Here is a 20,105-nt window from a genome sequence, read left to right as displayed (position 1 = left end):
GTCAGCGGTACAGTCTGTACGGCTCCACCCGCTGCCGGAATCGCGCCGATTCCGTTTCCCAGCGGGCGAGCAGGTTGTCGATCGCGCCGGACTCGACCGCGCGGCGGAGCGCGGCGCTGCCGGACAGCCGCTCGATCCCGGTATCGCGCCAGCGGAAGTCGCGCGCGTGCCGCGCGTATATCGCGCGCAGCATGTGCGCGCCGACGTCCACCGGTCGCACGGCGTTCCGATCGGTGACCGTGACCTGGATCATCGGGATCGTCCGGCCGCCGAACTTGGCCGGCCGCTCGATCGCGCGGGACGTGGAGTCGAACCGTACTCCGGGCAGGCGCTTCGCGTTCAGCTCGCGCGCGATCGCGCCCGCGTCGAGCCACGGCGCGCCGATCAGCTTGAACGGCGCGTCGGTCCCGCGCCCTTCGTTGACGTTCGTCGCCTCGAAGAAGACGGTGCCGGGATACAGCAGCGCGGCGTCGAGGTCGCGGATGTTGGGCGACGGATTGCGCCACTCGAGTTCCGTCTCGTCCCACCACATCGACAGCCGGTAGTTCTTCATCGGGACGACAACGGCGTCGGAGTCTATCAGCCCGGTGCCGATCAGGTACCGCGCCATCTCGCCCGGCGTGAGGCCGTACCGCAGCGCGACCGGGTACAGTCCGGTGAACGACTTGTACCGCGGCTCGAGCACGCCTCCCTCGATCACGTCCGCCCGAATCGGATTGGGCCGGTCGAGCACGACGAACCGCTTGCCCGCCTTCTTCGCGGCCTCGGCGGCGAGCGTCATCGTCCACACGTAGGTGTACACGCGCGCGCCGACGTCCTGGATGTCGTACAGCAGCACGTCCACGTTCTCGAGCATCGCCGGAGTCGGCGTGAGCGTCTCGCCATAGAGGGAGAACATCGGAACGCCGGTGGCCGAGTCGACGGTGGACGCGACCTTCTCGCCCGCGCGCGCCACGCCGCGCACGCCGTGCTCGGGGCCGAAGATTGCGGTGAGCCTGACGCCGGGCGCGCGGTGCAGGAGGTCGATGGAGCTGGTGCCGGCGCGGTCGCGGCCGGAGTGGTTGGTGATCAGGCCGACGCGGAGTCCGCGGATGAGGTGGAGGGAATCGCTGAGGAGGACTTCGATCCCGGGGATGACTCCGGTCAGCTCCGCCGGGGCCGGCTCGGCAGCTTGTGCCGTGTTGAGAGTGGTCGGTTGACCGTTTTGAGTGGCGGGCGGAGTGCCGCAGCTCAGCACCCCGGCGGCGGCAAGGAAAAACGCTGCGTGCTGCGTGCTGCGTCCTAGAGAGTATGTCGCGCGGCGCGAGGGTGTGCGGTGCCACAGACTTCTAAACCCCGGTCTTTCGATGCCAGTGGGTTTCCGGACGCTGACGCTCGCCCGGAATCCTGCTAGGACGCAGCACGCAGCACGCAGCACGCAGCGCTCTTCCGTGCGGACTCGCCGTTACTGGACGGTGAATGTTGTGCTCATCCCCTTCTCCCGATGATTCCCCTGACTGTCCGTGATCGGGCAGTACACCGTGTACGTGCCGGGTGTGAGCGTCGGTGTCAGTGTCGCGGTGCCGCCGGGGGGGATGGGAGCGCTCTTCCACTCCTGACCGTTGCCCTCTATCTCGAACGCGTGCGTGTACGTGCCCTGGTTCATCGCATGGAAGTTGAACGTGCCGGGCGCGACGACGCCCTGGCTGACAACGACGCTCCATTCGGTGAGCGGGACGTGGATCACGGCGGTGTCGCTCGTGGCGGTCGGGGCGGGTGTCGCCAAGCCTGCCTGTGTGTCGATCGCCGCCGAGTCGGCGGCCGAATCGTCGGTCCCCGCGCACGCCGCGAGCGCGAAGGCAAGAGATAGTGCGGCGAGCTTGCTGGTGGTTCTCATCGTCCCTCCTGGAGGTTCGGAGCTGCTTCGGCTCGGTCGGATGCTCTGGTTCCACGCACGCATTCCATCAGCCCTTCAACGGAACGTAGTGCAACGACCGGCGTCACGGAGAATCCCGGGTCATCCGTGCTCCCGATCGCTTTCGGAAAGAACCGATTGCACGGATCGCACCAGTACGAGCTAGACTTCCGCCATGAAACAGAATCTGATCAAATGGGGCGCACCGCCAATCATTGCGGTGGTTATCGCGGGCTGCGGGGGCGAACGGAGCGGCCCGGACGCTACGAATGTCTCTACGAGCCACCCTGCGGGTCCGGCAACCGGCGCCGTGGCGGGCGGGTCCGACCTCTGGTGGCGGAACGAGACGCATCGCGAGCTCGACGGCGACGAGGAGAACGCCGAGCGGCTGGTCGCGACGGTGAGCAAGGGCCCGCTGGACTCGACGATGGTGCGGCTGGAGATCCGCACGTCGAAGGACCGCATCCTGTACCGGCACGAGTGGCCCGCGGTCTCCTACATGAAATACGACGCGCCCGGCTCGGCGAAGGATTCCGCGGCGGTGCTGCGCGCGGCCGAATTGCAGCTCCGGAAGATCTTCGCCGACTCGGCATTCATCGCCGGCTCGGCCGCGCCGCGCTACTCGGGCAAGACCGAGGCGGATCTGGACGCGATCCGGTACGACATTGCCGAGCACGAGTACCGCGCGGCAAAATCGCTGAAGCTGTGGGAGCCGCTGCCGGCCGGCGCGTACGACGAGCTCAACACGCTCGCGCGCGCGGTGCCGCCGGCGCGCATCCAGACCGTGGCCGCCGAGACGCGCGCGATGCCCGCGTTCTGGTACTACGCGGGCGGTGAAGAAACGTACGTGGTGGCGTGGAGTACGAGCGAGGGCAGACTGGTCCGCATCGCGTCCTGTTGCTGAGGGTTCCATGTGTCCCCCAGCGCGCCACCCTGACGGGCACGAGCGCAGTCGGGGCCAACGGACATCGGCGCTCCGAGCCGGACTCTCCGAATCCCCGCGCGCGCCCTAACAACCGAGTGGGTCGAGCGCGCGTAGAGGATGCCCGCCTCTCACCCCACGGACGCAGATCAAGACGAATCACTCGCTTTTACCGACAACCGGAGCCCAGCCGATCTGCGCGGCGGCGGTGGAGTCTTCGCCGCGCTTGACCCACTTGAAGAACACCACGGACATGATCGCGTAGAAGAACAGCCCGCCGGGGATCCACATGATCAGCCCGCCGATGTGCTGGTCGAGCATCGGCGAGATCCCCCAGATGCGCGGCGCGGCGGCGTAGGCGGGGTACAGCACCGTGTCGGCGAGCGCGATGTAGATCGCGACGACCGACATCGGGATCACCATCAGGAAGCAGTACAGCATCTGCCCGGGATACGACAGCCGCGGCAGCTCGGGCAGCGGGCTCATGAGCGGCCACCACATCAGTGTCGCGGTGATCATCATGGACAGGTGCTGCGTGATGTGCACGTTGTGGTTCGCCATCGCGGCGTTGTAGAACAGCGGCATGTGCCAGAGCGCGAGCACGACGTTGAACAATACGTAGCAGGTGATCGGGCGCGTGAGGAAGCGCGCGAGCGGGCCGACGCCGCGCACGGCCAGCAGGGGCCGCAGCATCCCGCCGCGCGTGCCCGCGATCAGCAGCGGCGGCACGGCGAGCGTGAGCAGGAGGTGCTGCACCATGTGCGCGCTGAACAGATAGAAATCGCTCAGGTCGTGGATGGGACCGTTGAGCGACAGGAAGATGATTGCGAGCCCGGAGAAGAACGAGACTTTCTCGGCGAGGTTCGGCCGCTCGAACCGCCACGCGTACACGTACAGGGCGCCGAGCGCGACGAGCCCGATGACGGTGCTCCAGTGGATGCTCCAATCCTGCCAGGTGAGCGCGGACAGGGGATGAAGGAACAAGACCGGCATCAACGCACGCCCGCGAGCGCCAGGGTGAGGAGCAGCGCCCACTGCGGGCCCAGATACGCGTCGGGCGTCGCGATCCAGCTCTCGTTCAGCGAGTGCGCGCCGCGACCGATGCCGCCGCCGTCGATCGTGATCGCCGGAATCCCGCGCGACATGGGGAGGTTCGCATCCGTGCTCGACGCCCCGGTCTCCGAGGAAAAGCCGAGCGTCCGTCCCGCTTCGAGCGCGGCGCGAACTATCAGCGCCGTGTCGGGCTGCGTTGCCGCGGGGCGGATTCCGATCGTGTCGATCTTTACGTTCAACGCGACGGACGACCGCGGCCACCGCGCGCGCTCGGCGGCAAGCGCGGACGCGACGGCGCGCATGAACGCGCTGTCGAGCGCCGCAAGCGCGGCCGGAGACTCCGACCGCAGGTCCACGTCCATCGCTGCGGACTCGGAGATGGAGTTGACCGAGGTACCGCCGCTCACGGCGCCCACGGAGAACGTGGTTTTCGGCTCGGCGGGAACCTGAATCTCCGAGACGAGCGCGATCGCGCGGCCGAGGGCGTGCATCGGGTTCGGCATGCCGAAGGCGCCATAGCTGTGTCCGCCCGGACCGGCGTACGTCACTCGATAGCGATTGCTGCCGACGGCGGCTGACGTCGTCCCCAGCCCGGCTCCGTCCACGGAGATGAAGTAGTCGATCCGGTCCTTCAGCGAGACGTCCACGAGGTGCCGCACGCCGCGGAGATTCCCCGCGCCTTCCTCGCCCACGGTGCCGACGAAGATGATGGTGCCTGCCGCGCGGACCTGCGCGTGATCGAGCGCGCGCGCGACGGCGAGCAGCACGGCGAGCCCGCGGCAGTCGTCGCCGATGCCGGGACCGCGCAGCGTGTCGCCGCTCCGGCGGACTTTGACGTCCGTGCCTTCGGGGAAAACGGTGTCGAGATGAGCGGAGAGAACCACGACGGGCTCACCCGGATCGCCGGGCCGCTCGGCGATGACGTTGCCTTCGGCGTCGATCCGGACGGTGGCATAGCCGAGCGCGCGAAAACGGGCGGCGAAATCGGCGGCGCGGCGCTGCTCCTTGAACGGAGGGGCTTCGATCTCGCAGATGGAGATCTGCTGCTCGATCAGCCAGGGGTCGTCGGTGCGGATCTGCTCGAGGGCGGAGCGCACGCGGGGGTCGGCGTCAGGGATCGCGACAGGCGCGAGCTCGCGGGCCGGTGGTTGGGCGGGGACGGCCGGGGTCGGGGCGCTCGCACAGGCGGCGAGAGCCACGGACAGGAACAGAGGGGATAGTCGACGGAAAGACATGCGTTAACTAAGCGCGAAGAAGGTGACGGCGTAAAGAGACTGGCTCCAGGCGCCGGGAAGGGGAATCCAAGAAATGAGATGCCAGAAGCGAGAAGCCAGATTCCCAGAAAATTGATCTCGCTTCTGGCAACCTGGCTTCTGGACTCTCACTTCTTGGTTTCCCCGTCAAAATCCCGGGGGCTAATGCGGCTACTGCAGTCTCAGCGCCACTTGGCCGAACAGGAACATCAACGCGATAACTGACGTGATCGCGATGATCAGCGGTCCGGTGAACAGCACGCGGAACAGCTTGTGATCGTACCGCAGGTGCATGTAGAACATCACCACGATCGCGAACTTGATCGCCGACATGATCAGCAGCGACGGCACGAACAGGCGCGAAGCGACGAAGGCGGGGATGTAGTAGATCCAGACCTCGACGATCGTGATGACCGTCAGGATGAGCGCGACCCACTTGTACTGCTTCCACGTGGGGTGCGGCTTCTCGTCCGGGTGGTGCGCGTGGCCCGCCGTGCTCTCGCCGGCGGGAGGCAGCGCATGCGAAGGATCGATCACCGGCGCGGGAGTGTGTGGGTCAGCCATCGGTCGCTCCGCTACCTGATGAGATAGATGAGTGTGAAGATCGCGATCCAGACAACATCGACGAAGTGCCAGTACAGCGCGCACAGGTCGACGACCATCTCGTCCCTGGCGGTCAGCCCGCGCTTGAAGTCGATGGCCAGCAGCGTGAGCAGCCAGAGCACGCCGGCGGTGACGTGCGCGCCGTGGAAGCCGGTCAGCGTGAAGAACGTCGAGCCGAACAGGTTGCGCCGGATCGTCAGCCCCTCGTGCACGAACGAGGTGAACTCGAACGCCTGAAAGCCGAGGAAGGTCGAGCCCGCGAGCGCGGTCATGAACAGCCAGAGCCGGGACGAGCCGAGAATGCGGTCGCCGGTCGTATGCTTGGGGACGTGCTTGTTCTGCACGGCCGCGAGCGCCAGCACCATGAACAGCGACGACATCAGCAGCACGAACGTCGACGCCGACGTCACCGGGATGTCGAGAATCCCGTGGAACACCCTGCCCGTCATCGGATCGGTCCACGCCTCGTGCGGGAACGGTCCGACTACGCTCTTCCCCTTGTAGATGAGGTAGGTGGAGATGAGCGACATGAAGAGCATGCACTCGGAGCCGATGAAGGCCCAAATTGCAATTTTTCTGTTATCCAGTCCGGTGGTGGTGTAATGCATCATTCGGTTACGCTGGGGAAAAGCGCTGCGTGCTGCGTGCTGCGGCCTGCGCCCTGGAAAGGTCGGTGCAGGAGGGACAGACAGTCTTTCAGCTCGGACGACGCGGCGAGGGCGCAGGTCGCAGGACGCAGCACGTAGCGTAGTTCCTCAGTGCCCATGATGCTCGGGCTCGAGCGGCGCCAGCAGCCAGGAGTACAACGCGCCGATCATGATAGCAGCTCCGGCGAACATCACCCACAGCACCGGCTTGCTCCCTCCGGTCGCCGGATCCCGGCTCGCGATCAGTCCCGAGAACATGAGCACCATCCCCAGCGCCACGACCAGCGGCTTGATGGTGCTGTACGGCATGATGATTCCCATCTGCTCCGGCGACTTGCCCTCGGTGAGGTTTACCTTCGGGTGGTCGACGTCGCTCGCGCGCTGGTCCCACATCGGGTAGCGCGAGTGCACCTCTGGCGTCTGCGCGAAGTTGTACTCGGGCGGCGGGGACGGGATCGACCATTCGAGTGTCGGCGCGTTCCACGGATTCGGGCCCGCGACCGCGCCGCGCTTCATGCTCCACAGGAAGTTCCAGACGAACACGATGACCGCGACGCCGAGCAGGTACGCACCGCCGGTGGACATCGCGTTGAACAGATCCCAGCCCTGCTCCGCGTCGTACGTGTAGATGCGGCGCGGCATGCCGAGCATGCCGGCGTAGTGCATCGGGAAGAACGTCAGGTTCATCGCGATGAACGTCAGCCAGAAATGGATCTTGCCGAGCCCTTCGTGCATGAGCCGGCCGAACATTTTGGGGAAGTAGTGGTAGATGCCGCCGAAGATCCCCATGATCGAGCCGCCGAACAGCACATAATGGAAGTGCGCGACGATGAAGTACGTGTCGGTCTGCTGCAGGTCGGCCGGCGGCGAGCTGTGCATGATACCGGAGATTCCGCCGATCGTGAACAGCGAGATGAGGCCAAGTGCGAACAACATCGCAGTGGTGAACTTGAGCTTGCCCTGCGCGACCGTGGCGATCCAGTTGAAGATCTTCACGCCCGTGGGGATCGCGATCAGCATGGTCGTGAGGCTGAACACGGTGTCGGCCACCGGCCCCATGCCCACCGCGAACATGTGGTGCGCCCACACGCCGAAGCCGAGGAAGCCGATCAGGATTCCGGAGTACACCACGACGGCGTAGCCGAACAGCGGCTTCTGCGAGTACGTCGGCAGAAGCTCGGAGACGAGGCCGAACGCGGGCAGGACCAGGATGTAGACCTCGGGGTGTCCGAAGATCCAGAACAGGTGCTGCCAGAGCAGCGGGTTGCCGCCGGCGGTGACCGTGTAGAAGTTCGTCCCGAAGAAGCGGTCGAACAGGAGGAACACCAGCGCGATCGTGATCACCGGGAACGCCAGCACCAGCAGGAACTGCACGACGAACGACATCCAGGTGAACATCGGCATGCGCATGAGCGTCATGCCGGGCGCGCGCAGGTTGATGATCGTCGTGAGGAAGTTGAACGCCGCGGCGAGCGACGAGACGCCGAGGATCAGGAGACCGATCACCCAGAAGTCGATGTTCATCCCGGGCGAGTACGCCTTGGTGGTCAGCGGCGTGTAGCCGAACCAGCCGCCGTCGGGCGCGAGCGCGAAGAAGATCGGGACGGTGATGAAGATTCCGCCGAACAGGTACACCCAGTAGCTGAACGCGTTGAGCCGCGGGAAGGCAACGTCGCGCGCGCCGATCTGGAGCGGTATCAGGAAGTTGAAGAACGCGGCCGACAGCGGCATGACGGCGAGGAAGATCATCGTCGTGCCGTGCATCGTGAAAAGCTGGTTGTAGAACTCCGCGCTCACGAGCGAGCGGTTCGGCCCGCCGAGCTGCGCGCGGATCACGACCGCCTCGAGCCCGCCCACCATGAAGAAGAAGAGCGCGGTGAACAGGTAGAGCTTGCCGATCCGCTTGTGATCGACGGTCGTGAGCCAGCTCCAGATCCCCTTCTGTCCGGTGTACGCGCCGGCCGTCTTGTAGTCGGTGACGTGGGGCGTGATTGCGGCTGTTGTCATCCCTGGATTCCTATCTCAGCTGCTGCAGGTACGCGACGATGTCGGCGATCTGCTGGTCGTCGAGTGACACGGGCGCCGTCCGCTTGAGGACGGGGTCGTACTCGCCCTTGCCGAGCGTCGGCATGAGGCTGGCGGGTTTCATCACGCGCGCGTTCTTGATCCAGCGCGCCAGGTAGTCGGTCGTGTTCGGGTAGATGCCGCCCGCCAGCGTATGGCGCGTGGCGAAGTGCGTGAGGTCGGGGCCGAGGATGCCGGCGGCCATCGGGTTGCCGCGCACGGTGTGGCAGCCGATGCATCCGCCCAGCATGAACGCGGTCTGTCCGCGCGCGGGATCGCCCGTGAGGCCGCGCGTGAAGCTGATGTTCGCTGGCAGCGGACGCTGCGGCACGGCGTACGCCGGCATGCTCTCGTGCGGGAAGAAATATCCGGGCGCCACTCCGCCGGCGAGCTGCGCGGTGCCGGTGCCGGTGCCGGTGGGCGGACCGATCGGCCGGGCCGGAGGATTCGTGTCGAGCGGGGTCGCGGCGGGCGGCTGGCTGTCCGGGGCCGAAGGGGCCGGAGCCGCCGGACCGGCGTTGAACGCGGCGGTGGCCTTCTGCCCGGCGATCCAGCTCTCGAACTGCTCGGGCGTCACGGTGAACACGCGAAAGCGCATGAACGCGTGCGACGTCCCGCAGTACTCCGTACAGAAGCCGTTCCACACGCTGGGCGCGATGGCGGTGTCCGGCGTGAACCAGATGTAATTGGTGCGGTTGGCGATGAGGTCGCGCTTGGCGCCCATCTGCGGGATCCAGAACGAGTGGATCACGTCCCTGGTGGTGAGCGAGAAGCTCACGGTGCGGCCGACCGGGAGGTACAGCTCGTTGGCGGTCGTCACGCCGTACTCGGGATACCTGAACTCCCACCACCACTGGTGGCCGATGACGTCGACCTTGAGCGCGTCGCCGGGAGCGGGGGCCTGCGTCTCGAAGATCGTCCTGACGGTTGGCACCGCTATGAACACGAGAATGATCGCGGGGATCAGCGTCCAGAGGATCTCGAGCTTGGTGTTCCCGTGGGTGTGCTTCGCTTCCTTGTTGTTGCGGTACTTCCAGACGACGAAGGCCAGGACGAGCTCGACGAGGACGAAGACGATCGTCCCGAGCAGGAGCAGGATGTCCCACAGGTCGTCGATGGCGCGGCCGAGCTCGGTCTTGGGCTCGAACGTGGAGTTGGGGTACTGGGTCGTCTCGCCGGTGCACGCGGCGAATATCATCGCGAGTGCGGCCAGAGCCAGGTATGGTGATAGCCGCCGCACGCGTACGGAAACTTTCATTCGTTGTCGATGTCCGAGCAGTACGGTATTTCGGTCGGGGACGCGCGGAAAGCTAACGGCGGATCAGTTCAAAGGTAACCGCGATTCGGACCGGAATCAGCGCCAGTCCGGCGACGACGGAGGGAGGCCCATCTTGCGCCAGAGAGCGATGAATCTCGGATCGGACCTGAGCGGGTCGAGGGCGGGGTCGAAGGTGAACTCGTACATTATTGCGTCGTTCATCTCCGCGCTTTTTTCCAGCGCGCCGAGCGCCAGGTCGCGTTCTCCGAGAGCTGTCGCCGCGAGCGCGATCGGAAACCAGAGCGCTTCTCCCTCGCGCGCGCGCCGCTGAAGATCCCGCAAGCCATCTCTCGCCTCTCCTGTTTGCCCCGCATGGGCCAGGGCGGCGGCAAGCCGGCCAAGGACGATCGGGCGTCCTCCCGAAAGTGGCACCGCAAGGCGGGCGTTTTCCAGTGCCCTCGTGTGATCGCCCTTCATCATGTAGGCGACACCGAGCGCGGTACGGAATCCGGCGAAGGCTGAATCGGTCTTCACGCTGCGGTTCAGGTGCTGAATCGACTCGTCGTAGCGGCGAAGGAAATAGAGGCCCCGTGCTATCTCGTAGTTGATTTGCAGCGAGAGAGGATCGAGCGCCTGGGCCACCCGCATCTCGGCGAGGCTGCGCTCCAACTGGCCGCGAGACGCCAAGTGGTCGGCGTACCATTGGTGGGCGGTTGCGTAGCGCGGGTTCATGCGGATCGCGCGGCGAAAAGCTTCATCGGCGGCGACCGCGTTTCCTTCGTGCATGCCGTAGCCGTACGCAAGAGCGGACTGAGCTTCGACGAGCATCGGATCGAGCTGCAGCGCTTTCAGGGCCGCGGCCTTCGCGCGCTGCCAGCTCGCGAGACCACTGGTCCGCCCGTCGAATATGGGGAGGAGTACGTAGCTTTCCGCCAAGCCGGAATACGCGCGCGCGAAGCCAGGGTCCTTTGCGATCGCCTCTTCGAAATAGGCGATCGCATTCTTCAGCTCCGCCGCGGATCGCCTGTTCCACGCAAACCGACCGCGCAGGTACAGATCGTGGGCTCCCGAATCCCGCGTGCCGGTAAAGAGAGATTTGCCCGCGCTCAACTGAATACGGAGCGCCGCCGCGATCGACCTGGCGATGTCCTCCTGCACGTCGAATACGTCCGCTCCACGTCGCTCGTAGGTCTCCGACCAGAGGATGAAGCCGTCCGAAGTGTTGCTGAGCTGCGCGCTGACTTTAAGGCGGTCACCCGATCTTCGAACCGTTCCTTCGAGTACGGCCCCGACATTCAGCGCACGTCCTACGGCGCGCGTGTCGACGTTGCTCCTTCCCTTGAAGGAAAACGCGGAGGTCCGCGAAGCTACGCCGAGCCCTTCGATTCGAGCCAGCGCAGAAGTCAGCTCGTCCGTGATTCCGTCGCTGAAGTACTCGTCGCTTTGTCCGCCGCCCAGGTTCACGAAGGGAAGCACAGCGACCGACTTCGGCGCCTCGGCATCGGTCTCCGAGCTCCTGTCGAGAGCGTACCAGGCGACGGATCCGAGCAGGGCGAGAACCGGAAGCGCAAAGAGGAGCGGCCGGAGGTAGCTTCGCCGAGCGCGTGTGTTCGGCGCACCCGCGCTGCTCGTGGACGCGACGCTGTCGAGCGTGGTTACCAGCTCTGTCGCGCTCTGCGGCCTGTCCGCGGGCCGTTTCGCAAGGCAACGCATCACGAGATTGGCGAGCACGATCGGGATTCCCCGGCGCCTGCGATCCAGCGCCTCCGGCTCCTGCATCGCGTGGGCGGCGAGGATCTGCTGCGCCTGGCCGCGGAAGGGAGCTTCGCCGGTGAGCAGCTCGTACGCGACTACGCCGAAGGCGTAGATGTCCGCGCGGTGATCGACGTGCGGGTCGGCGGCTGCCTGCTCGGGAGCCATGTACGCCGGTGTGCCGAGCGCGAACCCGGACGACGTCGCCAAGCTCGCTTCCGGCGCCGCGCGGTCGAGCGCCTTCGCAACGCCGAAGTCCGTGACGACGGCGGATCCGCCGGTCATGAGGATGTTCTCGGGCTTGATGTCGCGGTGCACTACGCCGTTGGAATGCGCGTGCGCTAGCGCCAGCGCCACGTCGCGCAGGACGTGCACGGCTTCGGCGACGGGTAGCTCGCCCTCGCGCGACAGCTTGGCCCGGAGCGATTCGCCTTTTACGAACGGCATCGTGAAATACGGCAGGCCGTCGGTCTCGCCGGCAGCGAGGAGCGGGACGATGTGCGGGTGCGAGAGGGTCGCGGCCAGATGAATCTCGCGCCGGAAGCGCTCGACGTTCGTCGCGCCGGGCATGTTGGGGTGCAGAACCTTGACGACCGTCTCGCGCTGCAGACTCACGTCCTCGACCACGAAGACGCGGCTCATCCCGCCGCCGCCGAGCTCGCGCGTCACGCGAAAGCCGTCGCCTAGCGATTTCTGAAGCGAATCTTTGATCTGATCAGCCAAGGTCGGCTCGGTTCAGAGCGAGCCCCAATGTAGGAATACGGGCGCACATCAGCCAATCAGCCCAGGCTTCGGGGCTCCGTCATGGAGTCGGGATTCAGGATGCGGTCGAGCTCCTCGCGCGTCATGAGGCCGCGCGCCTGCACGATTTCGTACACACCGCGTCCGCTGTCGAGCGCCTCCTTCGCGATCTGGGTGGCGACGTCGTAGCCGAGGACCGGGACAAGGGCGGTAACTACGCCGATCGAGTGCTCGACGAACCAGCGGAGGCGCGCGGGGTTGGCCTTGATGCCGGTCACGCACCGCTCCCGCAGGACCACGCAGCCGTTGGTGAGCGACTGCATCCCGTGCAGCAGGCGGTAGGCCATCACGGGCTCGAACACGTTGAGCTGGAGCTGCCCGGCTTCCGCGGCCAGGGTGATGGTCACGTCTCCGCCGATCACGTCGAAGCAGATCTGGTTCATCACCTCGGGAATCACCGGGTTCACCTTCCCGGGCATGATGGACGAGCCGGGCTGCATCGCGGGCAGATCGATCTCGCCCAAGCCGGCGCGCGGGCCCGACGAGAGCAGCCGCAGATCGTTGCAGATCTTCGACAGCTTGACGGCGCAGCGCTTGAGCACGCCCGACAGCTGGACGAAGGCGCCGGTGTCCGCGGTCGCTTCCACGAGATCGGGCGCGGTGATCAGCTCGAGCCCGGTGATCTCCGAGAGATGCCGGCGAACGCTCTCGGCGTACTCCGGCGGCGCGTTGATGCCGGTGCCGATGGCGGTGGCGCCCATGTTGATCTCGCGGATCAGCGCCTGGGCCTCGCCGAGCCGGTCGACGTCCTCGAGGATCGTGTGCGCGAAGGCGCTGAACTCCTGGCCGAGTGTCATCGGCACGGCGTCCTGCAACTGCGTGCGGCCGATCTTGACCAGGTCGGCGAACTCCACGCCCTTCGCCGCAAACGCGCCGGCGAGCTCGGCCATGGCCCTCTGCAACCCGGTGATGCTCGCGTGTAGCGCGACCTTCACCGCGGTCGGATAGACGTCGTTGGTGGACTGGCTGAGGTTGACGTGGGTGTTGGGGTGGATGGCCTGGTAATCGCCCCTTCGGTGGCCGAGGATCTCGAGCGCGCGGTTGGCGATGACCTCGTTGGCGTTCATGTTGGTGGACGTGCCGGCGCCGCCTTGGAACATGTCCACGACGAAGTGCTCGTGGTGCGCGCCGGCGCGAATCTCCCGGGCGGCGTCGACGATCGCGCCGGCGATCCCGGGCTCGAGCAGGCCGAGGTCGCGGTTGGCGAGCGCGGCCGCTTCCTTCACGGCGGCCATCGCTGCCACGAGCGTGGGGAACTCCCACAGCTGCACGCCGGTGATCGGGAAGTTCTCCACGGCGCGCAGCGTCTGGACGCCGTACAGGGCGTGCGCGGGGACGTCGCGCTCGCCGAGCAGGTCGTGCTCGCGCCGCGTGGCTGAGTCTGGAGGAGTGGTCACGTGGCGGGAAGGTAGTTATTGCTCGTACTTTGCTCCAGTTATAGAGTGTGGCTCACGCGCGGGGTCTGCCCCCTTCGCGCGCTACGCTCGCAAACTACGCGAGCTAAGACGCGCGCTATGGGGGCAGGCCCCGTGCGCGAGCCACTTTTACCGCATTGGAGCAGAGACAGCTTTCTCTCACAGGACGTTCCATGACCCTCAGCAGACGTGATTTCCTCGGCGCGGGCGCGGCGGCGGCCGCAACGGCCGTTGTTTCGGGCAAGGCTGCCGCTGGCTTGGTCGAAGTCGTTGATCGAAGCGTTGGCGCGCGCGCGCCGGCCGCCACTCGGCCGGTGGTCGTGGCGTCCAGCAACGGGCTGCGCGGGGTCGCGCGCGCGTACGAGATGCTGACGCGCGAGAATGCGGACACGCTCGATGCTGCGATAGCGGGCGTGAACATCCAGGAGCTCGATCCGGAGGATCAGTCGGTGGGGCTCGGCGGACTGCCGAACGCGGATGGAGTGGTGCAGCTGGACGCGTCGTGCATGCACGGGCCCACGAAGCGGGCGGGCGCGGTCGCGTGCATCGAGGACATCGCGACGCCGTCGCTGGTGGCGAAAGCGGTGATGGATTACACGGACCACGTCATGCTCGTCGGCGCGGGCGCGAAGAAGTTCGCGCTGCAGATGGGATTCACGGAGCAGAACCTCCTCACCGAGGAGAGCAGGCAGGACTGGCTCCGCTGGCGCGCGTGCCTCAGCAGCGGCGACAACTGGCTGGATCACACTGATCCGGTGGTCATCAAGTTCCACACGGGCACGATCAACATGATCGCGCTGAACGCGGCGGGCGACGTGTCGACGGTCACGACGACGAGCGGGCTGTCCTGGAAGATTCCCGGGCGCGTGGGCGACAGCCCGATCATCGGGGCGGGGCAGTACTGCGACAACCTCGTGGGCGGCGCGGGGACGACGGGTCGGGGCGAGGCCGTGATCAAGGCCTGCGCGTCGTTCCTCACCGTGGAGCACATGCGCCAGGGCATGGCGCCGGAGCAGGCCTGCCTCAAGACGCTCGAGCGGATCGTCGCGATGACGGAGGCGCGCCTGCTCGACGAGCGCGACCGCCCGCGCTTCGACGTGGACTTCTACGCGGTCAGCAAGGACGGGCGGTTCGGCTCCGCTTCGATCTACTCCGGCTCCCGCTTCGCCGTAGCCGACGCCACCGGCGCGCGCCGCGTGGAATCCGCGTACCTGTATCCGCGCGAGGAACGACCGCGCACGGCTCGTCCGGCCTGCGTGAACCAGGCTCGCTAGCCCTTCGGGGACGGCCAACTCGCACCCGGCTAGCAACTGCACCTTAGCGCTGACCTCGCGCGCTTGCAGATGGGCCGCCGTAAGTACGAACAAATCTCCCCGCCGTTCCGCGGTGAGCCGGCGAGCGGTACGAATGCAAGCCGGTGCTGCGCGGCGACATGTCCCCGTAGGCCGCGTCTTAGCGCGCGTAGTTTGCGCGCGTAGCGGCCGTAGCGGGACATGTCACCGTGCAGCACGAGGGAGGATGCTCATCTGAACATTTTCATCCAAGTGCGACCATCAGGCCCGACGTAACCGCGAGTCATGCCCTCGGCATTGAACGGCATGGCAACGTGGCCGCGGGAGTCGAGGGAGATGACGCCGCCTTCGCCGCCGGTTGCTTCCAGGATGTGCATGATGACGGTGTCGGCGGCGGAGGCGAGCGACATGCCGGCCAGCTCGGTGCGCGCGCAGATCGAGTGCGCGATCGACCAGCGGATGAAGTACTCGCCGTCACCCGTCGCGGATACCGCGCAGGTGGGACTCGCGTACGTGCCCGCGCCGATGATCGGCACGTCGCCCACGCGGCCGTAGCGCTTGTTGGTCATGCCGCCGGTGGTGGTGGCGGCGGCGAGACGACCCTGCTTGTCGAGCGCGACCGCGCCGACCGTGCCAAAGCGGAGAGTCGGATCGGGGACGACCGCGGAGCCGCCGGGGTTGGCGGCGCGCCGCTCCCTCTCGATCGCCTGCCGCAGCGAGCGCATGCGCCGCCCGGTGCGGAACCAGCTCGGATCCACCAGCTCGATCCCGTGCTCGGCGGCGAATCGCTCGGCACCGTCGCCGATCATCATCACGTGCTTGGAGCGCTCCATCACGGCGCGCGCGAGAGTGATGGGGTTCTTCACGCGGTGCAACCCCGCGACCGCGCCGGCGCGGTACGTGTGCCCCTCCATGATCGCCGCGTCGAGCTCGTTGATGCTGTCGTTGGTGAACACCGCGCCCCTGCCGGCGTTGAACAGCGAGTCGTCCTCCAGGATCCGCACCGCGGCCTCGACCGCGTCGAGGCTGGAGCCGCCGCGCTCGAGGATCGCGTGCCCGGCTCGCAGCGCTGCCTGGAAAGTCGCCTGCATCAGCGGCAGCTCGGCGGCGGTATAGCTCGTCCGCGTTACGCCCGCGCCGCCGTGGAGGACCATGCCCCATTCGAGGCGGGGGTGCTCCTCATCGATCGGGGCGGGGGCGTTGCGCGGTGCGATGGGCGCGCACGCGGAGGCGGCGAGAAGAAGTACGGCGATTCGGCGCATGACGATGGGCTCCTGAGGGTACACGCGAATGATAGCGCGGGAGTGGGAAAGGCGGAGCGCGGTGTGCGTTACCCGTTTGCGCGGTGTGTGTCAGGACGTGAAGGCGGGGGGATGCCTGGGGCGGAGCGGGCCAAGTGTCCCCACAGCGCGCGTCTTAGCGAGCGTAGTTTGCTCGCGTAGCGCGCGACGGGATACTTGGCCCGCTCCGCCCGCGCGAAGAGGATACTCGGCCCGCTCCGCCGGCGCGAAACTGTCCCGTCCCATGATAACTTACAAGACTATGGGCAAGATCCCGCAGGAGCCGGTCGACCGGTCGGATTTCTATGATCCGACGTTTGTCGAATCGAAGTGGCAGGAGCGGTGGCTGGTCAGCGGGACCAACCACACCGACCTCGCCGGCGCCAAGAAGCCGTTTTACGCGCTGATGATGTTCCCGTACCCGTCGGCCGAAGGGCTGCACGTCGGGAATCTGTTCGCGTTCACGGGCAACGACATCTACGCGCGGTTCCAGCGGCTGCAGGGATTCGACGTGTTCGAGCCGCTCGGCTACGACGCGTTCGGGATTCACTCCGAGAACTACGCGCTCAAGGTCGGCGAGCACCCGAGCGAGCTGATCCCGAACAACATCAGGAATTTCCGGCGGCAGCTCGAGCGCGCGGGACTGATGGTGGATTGGCGCTACACGCTCTCGACGACCGATCCCGAGTACTACAAGTGGACGCAGTGGGTCTTCCTGCAGCTGCTCAAGCAGGGGCTGGCGTACAAGAAGTCCGCCGCGGTTAACTGGTGCCCCAACGACAAGACCGTGCTCGCCAACGAGCAGGTGATCGCGGGCGCGTGCGAGCGGTGCGGCGCGATGGTGGAGCAGCGGCAGCTCGAGCAGTGGTTCTTCAAGATCAGCGACTACGCGCCGCGGCTGCTGGCGAACCTCGACACGCTGGACTGGTCGGACAGCACGCGCACCGCGCAGCGGAACTGGATCGGCAAGTCTACCGGCGCGGAAGTGGAGTTCGCTCTGGACATCGACGCGGACGCGCCGCTGTCGGTGAAAGTCTTCACCACCCGCCCGGACACGATCTTCGGTGCGACGTACCTGGTGCTCGCGCCCGAGCACCTGCTGGTGGACGTCGTCACGACGCGCGAGGAGTTCGACTCGGTGCGCGAGTACCGCGAGCTCGCAGCCAAGCAGGATCTCGTGTCGCGCAAGACGAGCCGCGAGAAGACCGGCGTGTTCACGGGCTCGTACGCGATCAACCCCGCGACCGGGCAGCCGGTCCCGATCTGGATCGCCGATTACGTGCTGATGGAGTACGGCACCGGCGCGATCATGGGCGTCCCCGGGCACGACGAGCGCGACTTCGAGTTCGCGACGAAGTACGAGCTACCGATCGTGCGCGTCGTCGCGGGCGAAGGGCAGGACGCGTCCACGCCGCTCGACGCCGCGTACGTGGACGACGCCGACGCGGTGCTGGTGAACTCCGGCGAGTTCGACGCGCTCCCCGTCGCCGAAGGGAAGCAGCGGATCACCGCGATGCTCGAGGCGAACGGGCACGGGCGCGCGGTGAACATCTACCGGCTGCACGACTGGTGCATCTCACGGCAGCGGTACTGGGGCCCGCCGATCCCGATCATCTATTGCGACGCCTGCGGCACGGTGCCGGTGCCGGAGGATGATCTGCCGGCGCTGCTGCCGTTCGTGAAGGACTTCAAGCCCGACGACAGCGGGATCTCGCCGCTCGCGCGGCACGAGGAGTGGTACCGCGTGGCGTGTCCCAGGTGCGGCGGCCAGGCGCGGCGCGAGACCGACGTGTCGGACACCTTTCTCGACAGCTCGTGGTATTTCCTGCGCTACCCGAGCGTCGGCGTGGACGACCAGCCCTTCGAGCCCGGGATGACGAAGAAGTGGCTGCCGGTCAACTCCTACATCGGCGGGAACGAGCACGCGGTGCTGCACCTGCTGTACTCCCGCTTCATCACGATGGTGCTGTGCGACGGCGGGCACTTCGAGTTCGAGGAGCCGTTCACCCGGTTCCGCGCGCACGGGATGATCGTGCGCGAGGGCGCGAAGATGTCCAAGAGCCGCGGCAACGTCGTAATCCCGGACGCGTACATCGAGCAGTGGGGCGCGGACACGTTCCGCACCTATCTCATGTTCCTCGGGCCGTTCGAGGAAGGCGGCGATTTCCGGGACCAGGGAATCTCCGGCGTGCGGCGCTTCATCGAGCGGCTCTGGTCATCCGTGCGCGCGAGCGCGACCGACGGCGACACCGATCCGCTCGTGCTGCGCAAGCTGCACCAGACCATCCGCAAGGTCGGCGAGGACATTCCCCGCTTGAGCTACAACACCGCGATCGCCGCGCTGATGGAGTACATGAACGTGCTCCGCCGCGGCGAGCGCACGCCGCACCGCGCCGAGGTCGAGCCCGTCGTGCAACTGATCTCCCCATTCGCCCCGCACGTCGCCGAGGAGCTGTGGGAGCAGCTGGGCCACACCGAGAGCGTGTTCGACTCCGGCTGGCCGGGCTACGATCCCGCGCTGGCGGCCGAGGAGACCATCGAGCTAGCGGTGCAGGTGAACGGCAAGCTCCGAGGCACTCTCCAGGTCACGCCGAGCATCGAACAGCAGGCTGCCCTGCAGCTCGCCCTCGCCGAGCCAAGCGTCGCGAAGTTCGTAACCGGCACTCCAAAGAAGGTCGTCTTCGTCCCCGGCCGCCTGCTCAACATCGTCGTCTAACCGGTTGCGGTTAGCCTGAGTCGGTGGCTCCGGGGTCGCGGTGCGGGCGGGGGTCGCCCTCGGCGGCTACGCTCGCTCGGGGAAACGGTGGAGTTCGAGGATCCCGTTTGTGCGAGCTAAGACGCCGCCTACGGGCGACCCCCGCCCACACGGCGGCCCCGGAGGCAGGGACCGGAAACCATCCCGAAAAGGCGCGTGACGTATAGAGTGAACCCATTTCGGATTGGAGAATCATGCGTACACTAGTTTTGCTCGCCTCGGCTTGCTTGGTCGGCGGTACGGTGGACGCCCAGGCGACGGGCGAGAGCCGGTCCCGGACGGTCGAGCGCGACGCGCGGCGGGCCGAAGAGGCCGCGACCGAGCTGCGGGATCGCGTGATCGAGCGCGTCATGGTGGCGGACAGCGCCATGCTCAACCGCGCGACCCTCGGACTGATGCTCGGCGGATCGCCGACCAAGCGCGACACGCTGGGCGTGTTCGTGGACGGCGTCGCCGAGGACGGTCCCGCGGAGCGCGCCGGCATCTATGAGGGGCACCGGATCGCGTTCATCAACAACGTGGACGTCCGCGCGAGCGCGGCCGACGCGGGCGACCCGTACCTCAGCAGCGTCGGCCAGCATCGCCTCATGCGGGTGATGCGCGACCTCACTGCGGGCGGCACCGTCACCCTGCGCGTGTGGACCGGCAGCGGCTACCGCGACGTGCAGGTCACCACCGCGAGATACGCCGACGTGTTCAAGAATCGGCGCTTCGGCGGCATGTTCCATCCCGGAACTCCCGGCACGATCAGACTTGCTCCGGCGGTGGAGGCGTTCCGAATGCAGAGCCCGAACATCCGCCGCCTGGAGCTGCGTCCGTCGGAGGTGCGCCGCATCGAAGTGCGCCCCACGCCGCTCCGCCTCTCAGCGCCGGCCGCGACTCCAAGCGTCACTCCGGGCGTGCTTTCGCTGCCGCGTGTCACTCCGACTCGCCCCGGGGTGCGTCGTTTCACCATCTGAACGGCGCTGCGTTCTGCGCCCTGCGCCCCGCGCCCCGCGCCCCAATGACTCGGCCGCCGAAAGGCGGCCGTTTCCTTTGCGGCTAGCGTGAGGGCGAACGCCGGGGGAGGGGGGGGGGGGGGGGGGGGGGGGGGGGGGGGGGGGGGGGGGGGGGGGG

At 66.9% G+C, this 20,105-nt stretch carries 15 protein-coding genes; 4 read left to right on the top strand and 11 right to left on the bottom strand.

The window, feature by feature from the left end; all coding sequences use genetic code 11:
- Position 1 precedes the first annotated feature (1 nt).
- On the bottom strand, positions 2–1,237 hold the full coding sequence (locus WEA80_00570; protein ID MEX1185067.1) for a DUF1343 domain-containing protein: 1,236 nt from the start codon (positions 1,235–1,237) through the stop codon (positions 2–4).
- Between the two features lie 207 nt (positions 1,238–1,444).
- On the bottom strand, positions 1,445–1,876 hold the full coding sequence (locus WEA80_00565; GenBank protein MEX1185066.1) for a hypothetical protein: 432 nt from the start codon (positions 1,874–1,876) through the stop codon (positions 1,445–1,447).
- 328 nt (positions 1,877–2,204) lie between these two features.
- Here WEA80_00565 and WEA80_00560 point away from each other — a divergent pair, with 328 nt between their 5' ends.
- Complete coding sequence (locus WEA80_00560) at positions 2,205–2,798, top strand: hypothetical protein (protein MEX1185065.1); 594 nt, start codon at positions 2,205–2,207, stop codon at positions 2,796–2,798.
- Positions 2,799–2,975: 177 nt separating this feature from the next.
- On the opposite strand, the gene WEA80_00555 is transcribed toward WEA80_00560, so the two are convergent.
- The 8 genes from WEA80_00555 to aspA all read right to left on the bottom strand — a co-directional run bounded on the left by WEA80_00555 (position 2,976) and on the right by aspA (position 13,644).
- Positions 2,976–3,809 carry a cytochrome c oxidase assembly protein gene (locus WEA80_00555; protein MEX1185064.1) on the bottom strand — a complete coding sequence of 278 codons (834 nt, stop codon included), beginning with the start codon at positions 3,807–3,809 and terminating at the stop codon, positions 2,976–2,978.
- Positions 3,809–4,966 (bottom strand): M20/M25/M40 family metallo-hydrolase, encoded by a 1,158-nt coding sequence (locus tag WEA80_00550; protein ID MEX1185063.1) that lies wholly within the window; start codon positions 4,964–4,966, stop codon positions 3,809–3,811. The genes WEA80_00555 and WEA80_00550 overlap by 1 nt, the downstream gene beginning before the upstream one ends.
- 327 nt (positions 4,967–5,293) lie before the next feature.
- On the bottom strand, positions 5,294–5,686 hold the full coding sequence (locus WEA80_00545; protein ID MEX1185062.1) for a cytochrome C oxidase subunit IV family protein: 393 nt from the start codon (positions 5,684–5,686) through the stop codon (positions 5,294–5,296).
- An 11-nt stretch (positions 5,687–5,697) separates the two neighbouring features.
- Positions 5,698–6,333, bottom strand: coding sequence for a cytochrome c oxidase subunit 3 (locus tag WEA80_00540; protein MEX1185061.1), 636 nt, complete (start codon positions 6,331–6,333; stop codon positions 5,698–5,700).
- Positions 6,334–6,480: 147 nt separating this feature from the next.
- Positions 6,481–8,379, bottom strand: coding sequence for a cytochrome c oxidase subunit I (gene ctaD / locus WEA80_00535; GenBank protein ID MEX1185060.1), 1,899 nt, complete (start codon positions 8,377–8,379; stop codon positions 6,481–6,483).
- A gap of 10 nt (positions 8,380–8,389) precedes the next feature.
- Positions 8,390–9,694: a cytochrome c oxidase subunit II gene (coxB, locus tag WEA80_00530; protein MEX1185059.1), complete on the bottom strand. Its 1,305-nt coding sequence runs from the start codon at positions 9,692–9,694 to the stop codon at positions 8,390–8,392.
- Between the two features lie 96 nt (positions 9,695–9,790).
- Entirely contained in the window at positions 9,791–12,169 is a 2,379-nt protein-coding gene (locus tag WEA80_00525; GenBank protein MEX1185058.1) for a protein kinase, read from the bottom strand.
- A gap of 56 nt (positions 12,170–12,225) precedes the next feature.
- The gene (gene aspA / locus WEA80_00520; GenBank protein MEX1185057.1) at positions 12,226–13,644 is read right to left on the bottom strand and encodes an aspartate ammonia-lyase; all 1,419 of its coding nucleotides are present in this window, start codon (positions 13,642–13,644) and stop codon (positions 12,226–12,228) included.
- A 191-nt stretch (positions 13,645–13,835) separates the two neighbouring features.
- On the opposite strand from aspA, the gene WEA80_00515 reads away from it, so the two are divergent.
- Positions 13,836–14,936 carry a N(4)-(beta-N-acetylglucosaminyl)-L-asparaginase gene (locus WEA80_00515; GenBank protein ID MEX1185056.1) on the top strand — a complete coding sequence of 367 codons (1,101 nt, stop codon included), beginning with the start codon at positions 13,836–13,838 and terminating at the stop codon, positions 14,934–14,936.
- A 248-nt stretch (positions 14,937–15,184) separates the two neighbouring features.
- Here WEA80_00515 and WEA80_00510 read toward each other — a convergent pair whose 3' ends face one another.
- Positions 15,185–16,216, bottom strand: a complete 1,032-nt coding sequence (locus tag WEA80_00510) for an isoaspartyl peptidase/L-asparaginase (GenBank protein ID MEX1185055.1) — start codon at positions 16,214–16,216, stop codon at positions 15,185–15,187.
- 280 nt (positions 16,217–16,496) lie between these two features.
- On the opposite strand from WEA80_00510, the gene leuS reads away from it, so the two are divergent.
- Both leuS and WEA80_00500 read left to right on the top strand, forming a co-directional pair.
- Complete coding sequence (gene leuS, locus WEA80_00505) at positions 16,497–18,950, top strand: leucine--tRNA ligase (GenBank protein MEX1185054.1); 2,454 nt, start codon at positions 16,497–16,499, stop codon at positions 18,948–18,950.
- Positions 18,951–19,183: 233 nt separating this feature from the next.
- A complete protein-coding gene (locus WEA80_00500) occupies positions 19,184–19,948 on the top strand; it encodes a PDZ domain-containing protein (GenBank protein ID MEX1185053.1) in 765 nt (254 codons plus the stop codon).
- The last annotated feature ends 157 nt before the right edge of the window (positions 19,949–20,105 follow it).

It is taken from the genome of Gemmatimonadaceae bacterium (assembly GCA_040882285.1).
Taxonomy (GTDB): domain Bacteria; phylum Gemmatimonadota; class Gemmatimonadetes; order Gemmatimonadales; family Gemmatimonadaceae; genus JACDCY01.
The sequence above is the reverse complement of the archived record's forward strand: the minus strand, read 5'-3'. Positions and strand labels throughout refer to the sequence as shown.

Excerpts from the sequence above, each read along its gene's own strand:
- WEA80_00565 (MEX1185066.1), bottom strand. The coding sequence starts at position 1,876 with ATGAGAACCACCAGCAAGCTCGCCGCACTATCTCTTGCCTTCGCGCTC.
- WEA80_00555 (MEX1185064.1), bottom strand. The coding sequence starts at position 3,809 with ATGCCGGTCTTGTTCCTTCATCCCCTGTCCGCGCTCACCTGGCAGGAT.
- WEA80_00545 (MEX1185062.1), bottom strand. The coding sequence starts at position 5,686 with ATGGCTGACCCACACACTCCCGCGCCGGTGATCGATCCTTCGCATGCG.
- WEA80_00540 (MEX1185061.1), bottom strand. The coding sequence starts at position 6,333 with ATGCATTACACCACCACCGGACTGGATAACAGAAAAATTGCAATTTGG.
- ctaD (MEX1185060.1), bottom strand. The coding sequence starts at position 8,379 with ATGACAACAGCCGCAATCACGCCCCACGTCACCGACTACAAGACGGCC.
- coxB (MEX1185059.1), bottom strand. The coding sequence starts at position 9,694 with ATGAAAGTTTCCGTACGCGTGCGGCGGCTATCACCATACCTGGCTCTG.
- WEA80_00515 (MEX1185056.1), top strand. The coding sequence starts at position 13,836 with ATGACCCTCAGCAGACGTGATTTCCTCGGCGCGGGCGCGGCGGCGGCC.
- WEA80_00510 (MEX1185055.1), bottom strand. The coding sequence starts at position 16,216 with ATGCGCCGAATCGCCGTACTTCTTCTCGCCGCCTCCGCGTGCGCGCCC.
- leuS (MEX1185054.1), top strand. The coding sequence starts at position 16,497 with ATGGGCAAGATCCCGCAGGAGCCGGTCGACCGGTCGGATTTCTATGAT.
- WEA80_00500 (MEX1185053.1), top strand. The coding sequence starts at position 19,184 with ATGCGTACACTAGTTTTGCTCGCCTCGGCTTGCTTGGTCGGCGGTACG.